Source organism: Burkholderia sp. NRF60-BP8 (assembly GCF_001522585.2).
Classification (GTDB): Bacteria; Pseudomonadota; Gammaproteobacteria; order Burkholderiales; family Burkholderiaceae; genus Burkholderia.
On record NZ_CP013373.1, the window covers coordinates 374,277 to 390,239 of the forward strand.

The following is a 15,963-nucleotide window of genomic DNA, read 5'->3' on the forward strand; positions in this document are numbered from 1 at the left end:
GTTTTGTAATAATCCTTGAAAACTGTCATATCATGTCGCCCCTCGGGGCCGCGTTCGCGGTCGTCGCACATGACTGACGCTATTTACAAGGACTCTGGATGGAAGCACTCGTGCAAGGGCTGGTCGACGCCGTCAACGGCGTGTTGTGGAATTACGTGCTGATCGCGCTGCTGCTCGGCGTGGGCATGTGGTTCACGTTGCGATTCCGGATGATCCAGCTGAAGGCGCTGTTCCTCAGCATCAAGCTGGTCGGCAGCAAGGGCGAACCGGGCAGCATTTCGTCGTTCCAGGCGTTCGCGACCGGGCTCGCGAGCCGCGTCGGCACCGGCAACATCGCGGGCGTCGCGGTCGCGCTGACGGTCGGCGGGCCGGGCGCGATCTTCTGGATGTGGATGACGGCGCTCGTCGGGATGTCGTCCGCGTTCGTCGAGGCGACGCTCGCGCAGATCTTCAAGGTGTCGCACGCGGACGGCAGTTATCGCGGCGGCCCCGCGTACTACATCCAGACGGGCCTGCGCTCGCGCGGCTTCGGCGTGCTGTTCTCGCTGTCGCTGATCCTCGCGTTCGGCTTCGTGTTCAACGCGGTGCAGGCCAATGCGATCGCCGACGCGTTCGACACGTCGTTCGGCTGGAGCCGCGCGAGCGTCGGTCTCGGGCTCGTGCTGCTGACCGCGCCGATCATCTTCGGCGGCATCCGCCGGATCGCGGCGGTCGCGCAGGTGATCGTGCCCGTGATGGCGATCGGTTATCTCGCGCTCGCGGTCTATGCGGTCGCGACGCACATCGCGCTGGTGCCGGGCGTGATCGCGCTGATCGTGAAAAGCGCGTTCGGCCTCGAGCAGGCCGCGGGCGGGCTGACGGGCTATGCCGTCAGCCAGGCGGTCGCGATGGGCGTGAAGCGCGGGCTGTTCTCGAACGAGGCCGGCATGGGCAGCGCACCGAATGCGGCGGCGACCGCCAGCACGCGCCATCCGGTGGTGCAGGGGTTGATCCAGATGCTCGGCGTGTTCGTCGACACGATCGTGATTTGCAGCGCGACCGCGTTCGTGATCCTGCTGTCTGGCCAGTACGAGCTGGGCGCCGGCATGGAAGGCGCGGCGCTCACGCAGCGCTCGATCGCGAGCCACGTGGGCGACTGGGGCGGCATCTACATGGCATTCGCGATTTTCTTCTTCGCGTATTCGTCGGTGATCGGCAACTACGCGTATGCGGAAGGCAACGTCGAATTCATCACGAAGCGGCGCGGCGTGCTGCCGCTGTTCCGCGTCGCGGTGCTCGGCATGGTGATGTTCGGCAGCGTCGGGCAACTGCCGCTCGTATGGGCGATGGCCGATACGAGCATGGGGCTGATGGCGATCATCAACCTGATCGCGATCCTCGCGCTCGGCAAGTACGCGCACGCCGCGTGGGCCGACTATCGCCGCCAGCGCGCGGCGGGCGTCGCCGACCCGGTGTTCACGCGCAACACGATTCCCGAACTCGCGAACGTGCTGCCCGGCGACGTGTGGGGCGAGCACGGCCCGCTGCCGCAGCGTCCGGCGTCGGCCGACGCATCGAACGCGCCGCGCGCCGCCGTGAGCGAGTCATGAACGGCGACCGGCTCCGTGCGTTCGTCGCGCTGATGCCCGATACGGCGTCGCGCGACGCGCTGCACGCGTTGCCGGTCACCCGTGGCGCGCGGCGCACGCTGCCCGCGCAACTGCACGTGACGCTCGCGTTCGTCGGCGCGATCGAGCGGGAGCGGTGCGACGCGCTGGCCGCGCATCTGCCCGCGCTCGCGGCCGCGCACGCGTTGCCGTCGTTGCCGGTCGAGCGGATCGCGTGGTGGCCGAGCCCGCCGCGCGCGAGACTGATCGTTGCGGAACTCGCGGCCGACGCCGCTTGCGTCGCGCTGAATGCAGGGCTCGCGGCGCTGCTGCGCGAGCTCGGCGTGCCGGCCGATCGGCGGCCGTTCCGCCCGCACGTGACGCTCGCGCGGTTGCCGCACGACGCGGTCGGCCAGCCGGCGCACGGCGGTGCGGTGGGGCGTGCCGTCGCACTGCGGTTCGACGCGCTCACGCTGTTCGAAAGCCGGTTGTCGCACGAAGGCGTGTCGCACCGGCCGATCGTGTCGGTGCCGATTGCGCGGGCGGACGACGCGGCGGTGCGTTGAGCGGTCCCGGCGCGTCCGGCGAATCGTTGAAGGCTGCCCTCCCGATCGTTTCGGATGCCGACGTGCCGCTCTGCATCGTGCCGCGCACGTCGCCCGGCGTCCTGCCTAGCGCTCGTAGCGCGCGAGCGTCAGCCCCGACAAATCGATCTCCGGTTCCCGCCCCGTGACGAGATCCGCCAGCACCTTCCCCGATCCCATCGACATCGCCCAGCCGGTCGACCCGTGACCGACGTTCAGCCACAGTCCGTCGATGCGGCTCGCCCCCAGCAGCGGCGGCCCGTCGGGCGTCATCGGGCGGCGGCCGACCCAGAAGCGCGCGGATGCGCGCTCGGCCGCGTGCGGAAACCAGTCGTCGAGCACCTTCATCAGCGTATCGAGCGCCTGCTGCCGCAGCGCCGCGTGCCGGTTGCCGAGTTCCGCGGTGCCCGCGACGCGCAGCGTCGGGCCGAAGCGCGTGATCGCGGTCTTCAGCGATTCGTCCATCAGCGCGGCGCGCGGCGCCTTTTCGTCGTCGACGACCGCGAGCGTCGCCGAGTAGCCTTTCACCGGATACAGCGGCACGTCGATGCCGTGCGGCCGCAGCAGGGCGGCACTGTCGACGCCGAGCGCGACCACGATCGCGTCGGCCGCAAGCAGCATGTCGCGCGGCGGGGCTCCGGTCGATCCGGCGCGGCCCGGCGCCGGGCGGCTGAGCGGCCTCCCGCCACGCAAGCCGGTGCCCGCGGTGTCGATGTTCGCGCTTTCGTCGTACGGAGAGCGGCCATCCGTTCCGGCCGCCCGTACCCGCACGCCGCGCACCTTGCCGCCCGCGACGTCGAGCGCACGAATCGCGGTGTGGAATCGGAACGTCACGCCGTTCGCTTCGCACAGCGCCCGCAGTTCGCGCGTGAAGCGCGCGCAGTCGCCGGCTTCGTCGTCGGGCAGGTAGATGCCGCCGACGGGGGCCTGTCGCGCCCAGCGCAAGCCGGGCTCGATCGCGGTGCAGCCGGCGGCGTCGAGTTCGCGAAACGCGATGCCGGCGTCGCGCAGCACCTTCAGCGCCGGCTGCACCATCTCGACGTCGAATGCGCCGCGCAGCAACTGCAGGTAGCCGCGGCTCGCACCATAGTCGAACGGATGACGCTCGCGAAACGCATGCAGGCACGCGCGGCTGTAATACGCGATGCGCTGCATCCGCTGCTTGTTCACGCGGAACCGCTCGAACTCGCATTCGCGTAGCCAGCGCGCGATCCAGCGCCACTGCGCGGCATCGAGCGTCGGCCGGAAGATCAGCGGCGACGCGGGCTTGAACAGGTATTTGAGGATCTTGCCGGGCATCCCGGGCGCGGCCCACGGCGTCACGTAGCCGGGCGCGATCACGCCCGCGTTGCCGAGGCTCGTCGCTTGCGCGACATCGGCCTCGCGTTCGATCACGGTGACGTCGCAGCCTGCTTCGCGCAGGTGCCAGGCAGTGGTGACGCCGATCACGCCGGCGCCGAGAACGATCACGTGCATGCGGGTTCCCGAACGGGCAGGGTGCTTACGATGCGACGGCCGGATCGTCGGCGAGCGACTTGCCGCGCGTTTCCGGCAGCACGAGCGCGGCGACGATCACCAGCAGGTAGCCGCCGCCCGCGACGAGGCCGATCGCCTTCACGAGCGACATCGACTGCGACAGCGATCCGACCAGGATCGGGAAGAACGAGCCGAGCCCGCGGCCGAGGTTGTAGCAGAAGCCCTGGCCCGAGCCGCGGATCGCGCCCGGATACAGCTCCGACAGATACGCGCCGACGCCCGCGAAGATGCCCTGCACGACGATGCCGAGCGGGAAGCCGAGCAGCAGCATCGCGGTATCGGTGATCGGCAGCATCGTGTACGCCATGCCGAGCGAGAACGAGCCGATCGCGAACAGGATGAACGACGCGCGGCGGCCGAGCCGGTCGGACAGGATCGCGCCGACCACGTAGCCGACGAACGAGCCGACGATCAGCACGACGAGATAGCCGCTCGTGTTGAACACCGACAGGTGGCGCACGGTTTTCAGGTAGGTGGGCAGCCACGTCGTGATCGCGTAGTAGCCGCCGAGCATGCCGGTGCACAGCGCGCTGCCGAACAGCGTCGCGCGCAGGTGCGCCGGCGCGAAGATCTCGAGGAAGTGGCCCGACACGCGGCCTTCGTCGCGGGCGCGGCGCGTGGCCGTGTAGATGTCGGGATCGCTGACGTTGCGGCGGATGTACAGGATCCACAGCGCGGGCGCGATGCCGATCCAGAAGCACGCGCGCCACGCGAGCTGCTCGGGCAGCAGCGCGAAGAACGCCCAGTACAGGATCGCGGCCGCGCCCCAGCCGAACGACCAGCTGCTCTGCACGGTGCCGACGGCCTTCGCGCGGTGCTCGGGCGAGCGGATCGTCTCGGCCATCATGATCGTCACGACCGACCATTCGCCGCCGAAGCCGAAGCCCTGCAGCGTGCGCGTCGCCAGGAGCTGCCAGAACGAATGTGTGAAACCGGACAGGCACGTGAACAGCGCGAACGTCGCGATCGTCCACTGCAGCACGCGCACGCGGCCGAAGCGGTCGGCGAGGATGCCGGCGACCCAGCCGCCGATCGCCGACGAGATCAGCGAACTCGTCGCGATCATCCCGGCTTCGCTTTTCGTCATGCCCCAGGTGGCGATCAGCGTCGGAATCAGGAACGAATAGATCATGAAGTCGAACGCATCGACCGCATAGCCGCCGAATCCGGCGTACAGCGTCCGGCGCTCGCGCGTCGACAATTCGTTGAACCACTGGAATGCCTGCATGCGTGCCGCCCCCTCTTGTGTCGTCTCTCGTATCGCGCTGCCGTACGGCGACTATTTTACGGGCGGGATGAAGGGCGCCAAAAACGTGCGTGCGGGTGCTTGCGCGGCGGCGCGGGGATGGGCGTTCGGCCAGGAGCGACGCTCGATCGTGCGTGAGCGCCATGCGGGCGCCGGCGGCGACCTGCGCGCCGGCACGGCCGGCACGCGCTCGCGTCAGAGCGTCAGGCCGCCGTCCACATGGATGACCTGGCCGGTGATCTGCCGCGCCGCGTCCGACAGCAGGAACGCGATCAGCGCGGCGACGTCGTCGGGTTCGGCGATCCGGCCGAGCGGCGTCGCCTGTTCGGCGCGGGCCCAAGCGGCCGCATTGTCCGCGCTCGGGCCGTGGTCCTTGCGCGTGAAGCCGGGCGCGACCGCATTGACGGTGATGCCGCACGCGGCGAACTCGGCGGCCGCCGAGCGCACCAGCGATTCGAGCGCGGCTTTCGCGGCCGCGGTCGCCGCGAACGGGGCGTCCGCCCGATAGCGGTGCGCGACGAACGAGCTGACCGCGACGATGCGCGGCGCCGTCGACGCTTCGAGCAGCGGCCGAGCGCGGGCCGCGAGTGCGGAGAACGCGCCGGGCATCGTCGCGAAGGCGGATGCGAGCGCGTCCGCGCAGAGGTCGGAAAAGGGTTGCCGCGCGGCGAAGCCGGCGTTCGCGACGAGTTGGTCGAGCCCGCCGAAGCGGGCGGCAGTGGCGTCGACGAGCGCGGCGGCGACGCCCGCTTCGGCGAGATCGCCGGTGAGCGTCACGCATTGCGCGCCCGCTGCCGTACATCGGTCGGCGACGTCGGCGACGCGTGCGCGGGCTGCCGGGTCCGCGCCGCGCGCATGCAGCGCCAGCGCGACGCCGGGCGCCGCGAGTCGACGCGCGAGCGCCGCGCCGATCCCCGAACCTGCGCCGGTGATCAGCGCGATCCGCGCGATGTGCGCGGCGCGTGCGCTCACGCGGCGACCTTGTCGTCGCTGTTCGCGCGCTCGACGTTGATCGTGCCGCCGTGGAACGCGGCCAGCGATTCGCGGTGCGCGATGCTGACGATCGCGGCCTTCGGCAGCCGTTCGGCGAACAGGTGATAGAGGCGGGCTTCGTTGTCGGCGTCGAGCGCGCTGGTCGCTTCGTCGAGGAACAGGAAGTCGGGCTTGTGCAGCAGCACGCGGGCGCCGGCCAGGCGCTGTTGCTCGCCGGGCGACAGCACGCGGGTCCAGTGCGCGGTTTCGTCGAGGCGCTCGACGTAATCCTCGAGGCGGCACGCGCGCAGCGCATCGCGGCACGCTTCGTCGCTGAACGTGTCGGGCGTCGCCGGGTAGGTGAGCGCGGCCTTCAGCGTGCCGATCGGCAAATAGCTCGTCTGCGGCACGAACATCATCCGCGCGCCGACCGGCGCATCGATCGCGCCGTCGCCGAACGGCCACAGGCCCGTGAGCGCACGCATGAACGTGCTCTTGCCGGATCCGGACTTGCCGACCACGAGCCAGCGCGAGCCGGGTTCGATCGTGACGTCGCCGATGTTCGCGAGTGCGTTGCCGTTCGGCAGCGCGAGCTTGAGCGACGACGTGGACAGCTTCGCCGCGTCGATGTAGTGCAGGTTGATGCCGCCGCGCTCGGTCGCGGGCGACAGGCTTTCCTTCAGGTGCGACGTGCCCATCACGCGCTTGAATTCACGCAGACGGTTGACGGTGGCGCGCCATTCGACGAGGGTCGAGTAGCTGTTGATGAACCACGAGAACGAATCGCTGACGGTGCCGAACGCGGACGATATCTGCATCAGCACGCCGAACGAGAACGCGCCCGCAAAGTAGCGCGGTGCGGCGACGACGAGCGGGAAGATGATCGCGATCTGACCGTAGAAGCTCAGCACGAACGTGAGCCGCTTCGTGTACTTCATCACGCGCCACCAGTTGTCGCGGATACGCATGAAAAGCGTCTGCGCGTTGCCGGTCTCGGTCTTTTCGCCGTCGTAGAACGCGATCTGCTCGGCGTTCTCGCGCACGCGGATCAGCCCGAAGCGGAAATCGGCCTCGACGCGCTGCTGCTGGTAGTTGATCGACACGAGCGGATGGCCGACCTTCTGGATGATCAGCGAGCCGACCACCGCGTACAGCGCGGCCGCCCACACCATGTAGCCGGGAATCGCGATCGGCGTCGCGCCGAGCGTGAACGTCAGCGCGCCGGCGAGCGACCACAGGATCGTGATGAACGACACGAGCGTGACGACCGTCGACAGCAGGTCGAGCGACAGCGCGAGCGTCGTGGTCGCGAACGACTGGAGGTCGTCGGTGATCCGCTGGTCGGGGTTGTCCGCGAGGCGGTCGCGCTCGATCCGGTAGAACGCGCGATCGCCGAGCCACTGGCCGAGAAAGCGGTCGGTGAGCCACTGGCGCCAGCGAAAGCCGAGCATCTGCCGCAGGTAGCGGCCGTACACGGCGAGGATGATGAACCCGAAGGCGAGCGCGGAGAACTGCATCAGCAGATTCGGGAAGTCGTGGACGTCCTTCGACTGCAGCGCGTTGTAGAACTGCGCGTTCCACTTGTTCAGCCGGACGTTGATCCAGACCACGCAGAGGTTGATCGCGATGATCGTGACCAGCAGCCCCCACGCGATTTTCCATTCGGACGATACCCAGTAGGGCTTGATGAGGCTCCATGCGGATACCGGGCGCTCGTCCTGCGGCGCGTCGGAGGCGGAGCGGACGGGATCGATCGATTGGGTCATGTGCTTCCTGATGATGAGCCGGCGCGCGGGCCGGGCGAAACCGGGCGCGCGCCGCGATACGGCATGCCGGGGCGCGGCGCCGACTGACGGCGGGCGTCCGGATGGTCGCCCGTGCGTCTTAAACGGCACTTAAAAACCGGCGGTGACGCGGCAACCGGCCGCTCGCGCGGCCGGCCTGCGGGCATTGTGCCAGAGCGGCGCGGCGCGCCGGCGAATTTGCCGCAAGGGGGACAGTTTGCGGCGCTTTCCGCTTTTATGGTCTAATGACCGACGACGAAACAGGGGTGCTTCGTGGCGCGGCCGGCAGATGTTCCGGGCAGCGCGGCGAGGCTGAGAAAGACCCTTCGCACCCGATCCGGGTAATACCGGCGAGGGAAGTTTCTGATCCCGCCGGGCCGCGCTGGCCGCCATCCCACATGGTCAGCGCCCGAGTCCCGCCCGGCCGGCCTTTGCTGCCGGTTTCGTCCTTTGGGTACGCGCATTGCGCGTTACGGAAGGAATGATGACCGCACAATCCTCAGTTTTTTGCATGGTTCCCGGCCCGATGTCGCGTGCGTTCGCATGCGGCGGCGCGTCGGCGTCCGCCGCGCGTGGCCGCGCGGAGGGCGCGCGATGAACGTCCGCGATGCACGGCCCGATTTCGCGGTGCTCGGCGGCGGCCTCGTCGGCCGCCTGATCGCGTGGCGGCTCGCGGGCGACGGGCATCGCGTCGCGCTCTACGAGCGCGGCGGCCCGGACGGCGAGCAGTCGGCCGCGTGGATCGCGGCCGCGATGCTCGCGCCGCTCGCGGAAGCGGCGAGCGCGGAACGGCTGATCACCGAGCTCGGCGTCGCATCGCTCGCGCGCTGGCCGCAGTGGCTCGCGGAACTGCCCGAACCCGTCTTTTTCCAGCATCGCGGCACGCTCGTCGTCTGGCATCACGCGGACCGCGCGGAGGCGCCGCTGTTCGAGCGGCGCGTCCGCGCGAACGCGCCGGCCGAGCTGTTCGACGGCGGCTTCATGACGCTCGCCGGCGCGCAGGTCGACGCGGCCGAACCCGCGCTCGCGGACCGCTTCGCGCGCGGGCTGATGCTGCCGCGCGAAGGGCAGCTCGACAACCGCCAGGCGCTGCGCGCGCTCGCCGCGGGCCTCGCCGAGCGCGGCGTCGCGCTGCACTGGCACGCGTCGGTCGACGACGCGAACCGGCCTGCCGCGCATGTCACGATCGATTGCCGCGGGCTCGGCGCGAAATCCGCGCTGCCCGCGCTGCGCGGCATCCGCGGCGAAGTCGCGCGCGTGCATGCGCCGGGCATCGGGCTCACCCGGCCCGTGCGGTTGCTGCATCCGCGTTACCCGCTGTACATCGCGCCGAAGCAGGACGATCTCTACGTGATCGGCGCGACCGAGGTGGAGGGCGAGGACATGTCGCCCGTCAGCGTGCGCTCCGCGCTCGAACTGCTGAGCGCGGCGTTTTCCGTGCATCCGGCGTTCGGCGAGGCACGCATTCTCGAACTCAACGCGCAGTGCCGGCCGACGCTGCCCGATCATCGCCCGGCGCTGATCTGGGACGGCGCATCGACGCTCGCCGTCAACGGCCTGTACCGGCACGGTTTCATGATCGCGCCGGAAGTCGCGCAGGCGGCCGTCGCGTTCGCGCAGGCCGCGCTCGGCGGCTCGCTCGGCGATGCCGACGCGTTCGCCGCATGGCGCGACGCCGCACGCTGGCCGACGCTGCTTCATCACCGCAACGACGCGCGCCAGCCGGCCTGACGCGCGCCGCCGACCGAATCCGACCCAGCCTCATGGATATCCAGATCAATCAACAGACCCTGACGTTGCCCGACGGCGCGACGGTGGCCGACGCGCTTGCCGCGTACGGCGCGCGTCCGCCGTACGCGGTGGCGCTGAACGGCAACTTCGTCGCGCGCACGCAGCATGCGGCGCGCGCACTCGCGGCGGGCGACAGGCTCGACGTCGTGCACCCCGTCGCAGGCGGCTGAGCGCCGCCGTTTCGCCCCGCTCTTCCAGGAAAACGACATGACGTCCCACACCTCCGCCGACGCGCTCACGCTATACGGCGCCACTTTCGCCAGCCGCGTGCTGCTCGGCACGTCGCGCTATCCGTCGCTGCAGTCGCTGTCCGATTCGATCGCCGCGTCGCGCCCCGGGATGGTGACGGTCGCGCTGCGCCGCCAGATGACGGGCGGCACGGCCGAAGCCGGCTTCTTCGATCTGCTCAAGCGCCACGCGGTGCCGCTGCTGCCGAACACGGCCGGTTGCCAGACCGTCGCCGAAGCCGTGACGACCGCGCACATGGCGCGCGAGGTATTCGACACCGGCTGGATCAAGCTCGAACTGATCGGCGACGACTACACGCTGCAACCCGACCCGGTCGGACTGATCGAAGCCGCCGCGCAACTGATCAAGGACGGCTTCAAGGTGCTGCCGTACTGCACCGAGGATCTCGTGATCGGCCGGCGCCTGCTCGACGTCGGCTGCGAGGCGCTGATGCCGTGGGGCGCGCCGATCGGCACCGGCAAGGGCGTCGTGAATCCGTACGGCCTGCGCGTGCTGCGCGAGCGGCTGCCGGACGTGCCGCTGATCGTCGACGCGGGGCTCGGCGTGCCGTCGCACGCGTGCCAGGTGATGGAGTGGGGTTTCGACGGCGTGCTGCTGAATACGGCCGTCTCGCAGGCCACGCACCCGGAGATCATGGCGCGTGCGTTTGCGCAGGGCGTCGAGGCCGGCCGCGCCGCGTATCTCGCCGGTCCGATGGACGCGCGCGAAACCGCGCACGCAAGCACGCCGGTCGTCGGGATGCCGTTCTGGCACCAGGACGGGGGCGGCGCATGAGCGCGCGCTTCGCCGATGCGTTCTGGCCGCCGGCCGACGAACTGGCCGAAGCGGCCGAGCGCATCCGTGCGCGGCTCGGCGACTGGCCGGACGGCGCGGCGCCGTGGCGGCTCTGCGTGGCGGCGCCCGACGTGCCGGCCGACGGCGACGTGCTGATCGTGTCGGCCGGCGATCGCGCCGCGCAGGCGCGTGCATCGGCCGTATCGCGGCCGGCGTCGCCGGCGGCGGTGGCGGTCGAATTCGACGAGCAGGGCGCCGTGCTGCATGCGGCCGGCGTGCGCTACGCGTTCGACGCCGCGCATCCGCTCGCGGACGACTGGATCGCGGCGCTCGCCGCGTTCCTCGATTGCGGCTTCGCGCCGGTCGACGCGCTGGTGCTCGCGCTGGCGTGGCGCGACGGCGACGAGACGCGCGCCGCCGACGCATGGCCGGTCGACGCCGTGCAATTCCCGCGCGTCGCCGGGCTGCCGCCGGCGCCGGCGCCCGCGTTCGCGGCGTGCCCCGCGCAGCTCGGCCTCTATCCGGTCGTGCCGAGCGCCGAATGGGTCGAGCGCGTGCTCGACGGCGGCGCGCGAACCGTGCAATTGCGCGTGAAAGACGCGACGCCGGACGCGCTGCGCCGCGAAATATCGCGCGCGGTCGCGGCCGGGCGCCGTTATCCCGATGCGCGCGTGTTCATCAACGATCACTGGCAGATCGCCGTAGAAGAGGGGGCGTACGGCGTACATCTCGGCCAGGAGGACCTCGAAACGGCCGATCTGGCCGCGATCGCGCGCGCGGGCCTGCGGCTCGGACTTTCGAGCCACGGTTACTACGAGATATTGCGGGCACTGCACGAGCGGCCGAGCTACCTCGCGCTCGGCCCCGTGTACGCGACCGCGACCAAGGCGGTCGCCGCGCCGCCGCAGGGTCTCGCGCGTATCGCCCGCTACGCGCGCCTCGCGGGCGCGCGGGCGCCGCTCGTCGCGATCGGCGGGGTGGGGATCGACACGCTGCCGGCCGTGCTGGCGACGGGCGTCGGCAGCGTCGCCGTGGTCAGCGCGGTCACGGGCGCGGCCGACTATCGGACGGCGCTTATTGCACTGCAGAAGTGCTTTGCCGGACAATTTGACAATCATTGACCGCGGGGTCCGGAACGGCGTCACGACATCATTCCAATGCAGGCCCTATAATTCGGCGTTCTGCGTAAAAGGACTGTCAGCTCCGTGAGCCCCACTCCTACCGAGACCCTGCTGGAACTTCGCGACGTCGACTTCGGCTACGGCGATCGCCTCGTCCTGTCCAACCTGAACCTGCGCTTCGGGCGTGGGCAGGTCGTCGCGGTCATGGGCGGCTCGGGTTGCGGCAAGACCACCGTGCTGCGCCTGATCGGCGGCCTCGTGCGTGCGCGCCGCGGCCAGGTGCTGTTCGACGGCGCCGACGTCGGCGCGCAAACGCGCGACGGCCTGTATGCGCTGCGCCGCAAGATGGGCATGCTGTTCCAGTTCGGCGCGCTGTTCACCGACATGTCGGTGTTCGAGAACGTCGCGTTCGCGCTGCGCGAGCATACCGACCTGCCCGAAGACCTGATCCGCGATCTGGTGCTGATGAAGCTGAACGCGGTCGGGCTGCGCGGCGCGCGCGACCTGATGCCGTCCGAGGTGTCGGGCGGGATGGCGCGCCGCATCGCGCTGGCGCGCGCGATCGCGCTCGATCCGCAGCTCATCATGTACGACGAGCCGTTCGCGGGCCTCGATCCGATCTCGCTCGGCATCACCGCCAACCTGATCCGCACGCTGAACCAGGCGCTCGGCGCGACGTCGATCCTCGTCACGCACGACGTGCCGGAATCGTTCGCGATCGCCGACTACGTGTATTTTCTGGCCAATGGCGGCGTGCTCGCGCAGGGTACGCCCGACGAGCTGCGCGCGTCGACCGATCCGAGCGTGCGGCAATTCATCGACGGCGCGCCGGACGGCCCGTTCAAATTTCACTACACGAGCCCGCCGCTGGCGGCGGATTTCGGGCTCGGCGGAGGGCGCGCATGATCAGCGCGATCGGACGTTACGTCATCGGCGGCCTCGAGCGGGCGGGCTACGGCACGCGCCTGTTCGTGCGCCTCGTGCTGGAATTCTTCCCGCTGCTGCGTCGGCCGCGGCTGGTCACGAAGCAGATCCACTTCCTCGGCAACTATTCGTTCGTGATCATCGCCGTGTCGGGGCTGTTCGTCGGCTTCGTGCTCGGCCTGCAGGGGTATTACACGCTGAACCGCTACGGGTCCGAGCAGGCGCTTGGCCTGCTGGTCGCGCTGTCGCTCGTGCGCGAGCTCGGGCCCGTCGTCACCGCGCTGCTGTTCGCGGGCCGCGCGGGCACGTCGCTCACGGCCGAGATCGGCCTGATGAAGGCCGGCGAGCAGCTCACCGCGCTCGAGATGATGGCCGTCGACCCGATCAAGAACGTGATCGCGCCGCGCATGTGGGCGGGCATCATCGCGATGCCGCTGCTCGCCGCGATCTTCAACGCGGTCGGCGTGCTCGGCGGCTACTTCGTCGGCGTCGTGCTGATCGGCGTCGATCCGGGCGCGTTCTGGTCGCAGATGCAGGGCGGCGTCCAGGTCTGGGCCGACGTCGGCAACGGCGTGCTGAAAAGCATCGTGTTCGGCTTCGCCGTGACCTTCATTGCACTGTTTCAGGGGTATGAAGCGAAGCCCACGCCCGAAGGCGTGTCGCGCGCGACCACCAAGACGGTCGTGTTCGCGTCGCTCGCCGTACTCGGCCTCGATTTCCTGCTGACCGCGCTGATGTTCAGCTAAGCCTCAGCCAAGCCAAATTTTGGGATGACGATGAAAAAGACTGCTCTCGACTTCTGGGTCGGCCTGTTCGTGGTGGTGGGCTTCCTTGCGGTGCTGTTCCTGGCGCTGAAGGTCGGCAACATGAGCTCGCTGTCGTTTCAGCCGACCTACTCGGTGAGGATGAAATTCGACAATATCGGCGGGTTGAAGCCGCGCGCGGCCGTGAAGAGCGCCGGCGTCGTGGTCGGCCGCGTGAAGTCGATCGGCTTCGACACGAACACCTACCAGGCGCTCGTCACGATCGACATCGACGGCCAATACCCGTTCCCGAAGGATTCGTCGGCGAAGATCCTGACCTCGGGCCTGCTCGGCGAGCAATATATCGGCCTCGATCCGGGCGGCGACACCGAAATGCTGAAGGCCGGCGACACGATCACGATGACGCAGTCGGCGATCGTGCTCGAGAACCTGATCGGCCAGTTCCTGTACAGCAAGGCAGCCGATGCGGGCGGTGCGAAGCCGGCAGCCGGCGCATCGGCTGCTCCGGCCGCTCCCGCCGCGCCGGCGCCGGTGGCGGTGCCGGCGTCGGCGGTGTCCGGCTCGGCCGGCCAATAACCACACGAGAGAAAACAAGAGGGTAATGACATGCACACGATCCGCATCAGGCACGCCGCGCTGGCGGTAGCGGCAGTCGCCGCGTTGAGCGGCTGCGCGACCGTGCAGACGCCGACCAAGGGCGATCCGCTCGAAGGCTTCAACCGGACGATGTACAAGTTCAACGACACGGTCGATACGTACGCGCTGAAGCCGGTCGCGAAGGGCTACCAGTACGTGGTGCCGCAGCCGGTGCGCGACAGCGTGACGAACTTCTTCTCGAACATCGGCGACGTCTACATCGCGGCGAACAACATCGTGCAGCTGCGGATCGCGGACGGCGTCGGCGACATCATGCGCGTCGTGATCAACACGGTGTTCGGCGTCGGCGGCCTGTTCGACGTCGCGACGATCGCGAAGCTGCCGAAGCACACGGCCGACTTCGGGATCACGATGGGCCGCTACGGCATGCCGTCGGGTCCGTACCTCGTGCTGCCGCTGCTCGGCCCGAGCACGCTGCGCGACACGGCCGGCCTGGGCGTCGACTACGTCGGCAACCCGCTCACCTACGTGAAACCGGACGGCCTGAGCTGGGGCCTGTTCGGCGTGAACCTGGTCAACACGCGTGCGAACCTGCTGGGCGCGGGCGACGTGCTCGATGCCGCGGCGCTCGACAAGTATTCGTTCGTACGCAATGCGTACCTGCAGCGTCGCCAGATGCTGATCAACAACGCGCGCGGCGAAGCCGCCACGACGTCGAGCAACGACGCGCTGCCGAAGTACGACCTGCCGGACGACGGTGCGGCGCCGGCGGCAGCCGGCGCGGCCGGTACGGCGGGCGCGGCCGCGGTGGGCGGCGCCGCGCCGGCGGGCGCATCGGGCGCGGCGGTTGCTGCGCCGGCGTCGGGTGCGGCCGAAGCACCCAACCCGGCGAGCGAAACGAACGTGCCGGCCATGCAGGTGGCGCCGCCGTCGCCGGGCGGGTTCCGGTTCCCGAGCATCCGGCTGCACTGACGGATTTACATTCGTTACAGCCGGAAACGATTCAGTCGGTAGCGTATGCGAACTTGCGCGTAAGCTACCTGCTCCAACCTTCGCATCGACTCATTCATGCAGGCCACTATGATGAAAAAACTGTTCCTGATCCCCGTTTTCGCGGCGCTGTTCTCGTTCGGCAGCGCAGCTCACGCGCAAGTCGACCAGTCGAACCCGCAGGCGCTGATCAAGACGGCGACGCAGCAGGTGCTCGACGAAGTCAAGCAGCAGACGATCAAGCAGGGCGACACCAACCGCATCATCACGATCGTCAACAAGGACATCCTGCCGTACACCGATTTCCGCCGCACCACGCAGCTGGCGATGGGCCGCAACTGGCGCACGGCGACGGCCGAGCAGCAGCAGCAGGTTCAAGAGCAGTTCAAGCTGCTGCTGATCCGCACGTATTCGGGTGCGCTCGCCCAACTGAAGCCGGACCAGCAGATCCAGTACCCGCCGTTCCGCGCCGATCCGGCCGATACCGACGTCGTGGTCAAGACGGTCGCGATGAACAACGGTCAGCCGGTCCAGATCGACTATCGCCTGTACAAGACGGCGAACGGCTGGAAGGTGTATGACCTGAACGTGCTCGGCGCATGGCTGATCCAGACGTACCAGCAACAGTTCAACGAGAAGATCCAGCAAAGCGGCGTGGACGGCCTGATCAAGTTCCTGTCGCAGCGCAACCAGGAACTTGCCGCGGGCAAGCAAGCGTCGTGAGCGGCTTCGCAGCCGGTTCCTCGCTGACCGTCGCGAGCGCGAAGTCCGCGCTCGCGGACGGTCTAGCGCGCATCGGCGCCGGCGCGACCGCCGTCGATTGCGCGGCGCTGACGCAGTTCGACTCGTCCGCGCTCGCCGTGCTGCTCGCATGGCAACGTGCCGCCAAAGCGCGCGGCGCAACCCTCGACATCCTCAATCTCCCTCCGCAGCTCGCCAGCCTCGCGCGTGCCTACGGCGTCGACGCGCTCATCGACGGCACCGGGCGACATTGACCTGTCCGACCGAAGCCTGCCGCGCCAGCCGGCGCGCGCACGCTTCAGGC

The 15,963-nt window shown here is 69.4% G+C and carries 16 protein-coding genes and 1 riboswitch; of the genes, 12 read left to right on the forward strand and 4 right to left on the reverse strand.

Going from position 1 to position 15,963, the window contains the following annotated elements:
* Positions 1-98 precede the first annotated feature (98 nt).
* Both WS54_RS14825 and thpR read left to right on the forward strand, forming a co-directional pair.
* Positions 99-1,589 carry an alanine/glycine:cation symporter family protein gene (locus WS54_RS14825; protein WP_059780313.1) on the forward strand — a complete coding sequence of 497 codons (1,491 nt, stop codon included), beginning with the start codon at positions 99-101 and terminating at the stop codon, positions 1,587-1,589.
* Positions 1,586-2,152 (forward strand): RNA 2',3'-cyclic phosphodiesterase, encoded by a 567-nt coding sequence (thpR, locus tag WS54_RS14830; RefSeq protein WP_059780312.1) that lies wholly within the window; start codon positions 1,586-1,588, stop codon positions 2,150-2,152. The genes WS54_RS14825 and thpR overlap by 4 nt, the downstream gene beginning before the upstream one ends.
* 105 nt (positions 2,153-2,257) lie before the next feature.
* On the opposite strand, the gene WS54_RS14835 is transcribed toward thpR, so the two are convergent.
* The 4 genes from WS54_RS14835 to WS54_RS14850 form a co-directional block, all read right to left on the reverse strand.
* Positions 2,258-3,646 carry a D-amino acid dehydrogenase gene (locus WS54_RS14835; protein ID WP_059780311.1) on the reverse strand — a complete coding sequence of 463 codons (1,389 nt, stop codon included), beginning with the start codon at positions 3,644-3,646 and terminating at the stop codon, positions 2,258-2,260.
* A gap of 25 nt (positions 3,647-3,671) precedes the next feature.
* Positions 3,672-4,934: an MFS transporter gene (locus WS54_RS14840; RefSeq protein ID WP_059780310.1), complete on the reverse strand. Its 1,263-nt coding sequence runs from the start codon at positions 4,932-4,934 to the stop codon at positions 3,672-3,674.
* A gap of 213 nt (positions 4,935-5,147) precedes the next feature.
* Positions 5,148-5,924: an SDR family NAD(P)-dependent oxidoreductase gene (locus WS54_RS14845; RefSeq protein WP_059780309.1), complete on the reverse strand. Its 777-nt coding sequence runs from the start codon at positions 5,922-5,924 to the stop codon at positions 5,148-5,150.
* Positions 5,921-7,690 (reverse strand): ABC transporter ATP-binding protein/permease, encoded by a 1,770-nt coding sequence (locus tag WS54_RS14850; protein WP_059780308.1) that lies wholly within the window; start codon positions 7,688-7,690, stop codon positions 5,921-5,923. Before WS54_RS14850 ends, WS54_RS14845 begins: the two co-directional genes overlap by 4 nt.
* A 270-nt stretch (positions 7,691-7,960) precedes the next feature.
* Positions 7,961-8,084: riboswitch (TPP riboswitch) on the forward strand.
* 218 nt (positions 8,085-8,302) lie between these two features.
* On the opposite strand from WS54_RS14850, the gene WS54_RS14855 reads away from it, so the two are divergent.
* The 10 genes from WS54_RS14855 to WS54_RS14900 all read left to right on the forward strand — a co-directional run bounded on the left by WS54_RS14855 (position 8,303) and on the right by WS54_RS14900 (position 15,913).
* Positions 8,303-9,439, forward strand: a complete 1,137-nt coding sequence (locus WS54_RS14855) for an FAD-dependent oxidoreductase (RefSeq protein ID WP_059780326.1) — start codon at positions 8,303-8,305, stop codon at positions 9,437-9,439.
* Between the two features lie 32 nt (positions 9,440-9,471).
* Positions 9,472-9,669 carry a sulfur carrier protein ThiS gene (thiS, locus tag WS54_RS14860; RefSeq protein WP_006488534.1) on the forward strand — a complete coding sequence of 66 codons (198 nt, stop codon included), beginning with the start codon at positions 9,472-9,474 and terminating at the stop codon, positions 9,667-9,669.
* A 37-nt stretch (positions 9,670-9,706) separates the two neighbouring features.
* The gene (locus tag WS54_RS14865) at positions 9,707-10,522 is read left to right on the forward strand and encodes a thiazole synthase (RefSeq protein ID WP_059780307.1); all 816 of its coding nucleotides are present in this window, start codon (positions 9,707-9,709) and stop codon (positions 10,520-10,522) included.
* Positions 10,519-11,643: a thiamine phosphate synthase gene (gene thiE, locus WS54_RS14870; RefSeq protein ID WP_082725025.1), complete on the forward strand. Its 1,125-nt coding sequence runs from the start codon at positions 10,519-10,521 to the stop codon at positions 11,641-11,643. Before WS54_RS14865 ends, thiE begins: the two co-directional genes overlap by 4 nt.
* A gap of 84 nt (positions 11,644-11,727) precedes the next feature.
* Complete coding sequence (locus WS54_RS14875; RefSeq protein ID WP_006477138.1) at positions 11,728-12,549, forward strand: ABC transporter ATP-binding protein; 822 nt, start codon at positions 11,728-11,730, stop codon at positions 12,547-12,549.
* Positions 12,546-13,313, forward strand: a complete 768-nt coding sequence (gene mlaE / locus WS54_RS14880) for a lipid asymmetry maintenance ABC transporter permease subunit MlaE (protein ID WP_034209767.1) — start codon at positions 12,546-12,548, stop codon at positions 13,311-13,313. The genes WS54_RS14875 and mlaE overlap by 4 nt, the downstream gene beginning before the upstream one ends.
* A gap of 24 nt (positions 13,314-13,337) precedes the next feature.
* Positions 13,338-13,907 (forward strand): outer membrane lipid asymmetry maintenance protein MlaD, encoded by a 570-nt coding sequence (gene mlaD / locus WS54_RS14885; RefSeq protein WP_059780306.1) that lies wholly within the window; start codon positions 13,338-13,340, stop codon positions 13,905-13,907.
* Positions 13,908-13,937: 30 nt separating this feature from the next.
* Entirely contained in the window at positions 13,938-14,900 is a 963-nt protein-coding gene (locus tag WS54_RS14890) for an MlaA family lipoprotein (protein WP_034209769.1), read from the forward strand.
* A gap of 111 nt (positions 14,901-15,011) precedes the next feature.
* Positions 15,012-15,641: an MlaC/ttg2D family ABC transporter substrate-binding protein gene (locus tag WS54_RS14895; RefSeq protein ID WP_034209874.1), complete on the forward strand. Its 630-nt coding sequence runs from the start codon at positions 15,012-15,014 to the stop codon at positions 15,639-15,641.
* Positions 15,638-15,913: an STAS domain-containing protein gene (locus WS54_RS14900; RefSeq protein ID WP_059780305.1), complete on the forward strand. Its 276-nt coding sequence runs from the start codon at positions 15,638-15,640 to the stop codon at positions 15,911-15,913. The genes WS54_RS14895 and WS54_RS14900 overlap by 4 nt, the downstream gene beginning before the upstream one ends.
* The last annotated feature ends 50 nt before the right edge of the window (positions 15,914-15,963 follow it).

Coding starts and splice junctions, on each gene's coding strand:
- WS54_RS14825 (WP_059780313.1), top strand. CDS start 99: ATGGAAGCACTCGTGCAAGGGCTGGTCGACGCCGTCAACGGCGTGTTG.
- thpR (WP_059780312.1), top strand. CDS start 1,586: ATGAACGGCGACCGGCTCCGTGCGTTCGTCGCGCTGATGCCCGATACG.
- WS54_RS14835 (WP_059780311.1), bottom strand. CDS start 3,646: ATGCACGTGATCGTTCTCGGCGCCGGCGTGATCGGCGTCACCACTGCC.
- WS54_RS14840 (WP_059780310.1), bottom strand. CDS start 4,934: ATGCAGGCATTCCAGTGGTTCAACGAATTGTCGACGCGCGAGCGCCGG.
- WS54_RS14850 (WP_059780308.1), bottom strand. CDS start 7,690: ATGACCCAATCGATCGATCCCGTCCGCTCCGCCTCCGACGCGCCGCAG.
- WS54_RS14855 (WP_059780326.1), top strand. CDS start 8,303: ATGAACGTCCGCGATGCACGGCCCGATTTCGCGGTGCTCGGCGGCGGC.
- thiS (WP_006488534.1), top strand. CDS start 9,472: ATGGATATCCAGATCAATCAACAGACCCTGACGTTGCCCGACGGCGCG.
- WS54_RS14865 (WP_059780307.1), top strand. CDS start 9,707: ATGACGTCCCACACCTCCGCCGACGCGCTCACGCTATACGGCGCCACT.
- thiE (WP_082725025.1), top strand. CDS start 10,519: ATGAGCGCGCGCTTCGCCGATGCGTTCTGGCCGCCGGCCGACGAACTG.
- mlaE (WP_034209767.1), top strand. CDS start 12,546: ATGATCAGCGCGATCGGACGTTACGTCATCGGCGGCCTCGAGCGGGCG.
- mlaD (WP_059780306.1), top strand. CDS start 13,338: ATGACGATGAAAAAGACTGCTCTCGACTTCTGGGTCGGCCTGTTCGTG.
- WS54_RS14890 (WP_034209769.1), top strand. CDS start 13,938: ATGCACACGATCCGCATCAGGCACGCCGCGCTGGCGGTAGCGGCAGTC.
- WS54_RS14895 (WP_034209874.1), top strand. CDS start 15,012: ATGAAAAAACTGTTCCTGATCCCCGTTTTCGCGGCGCTGTTCTCGTTC.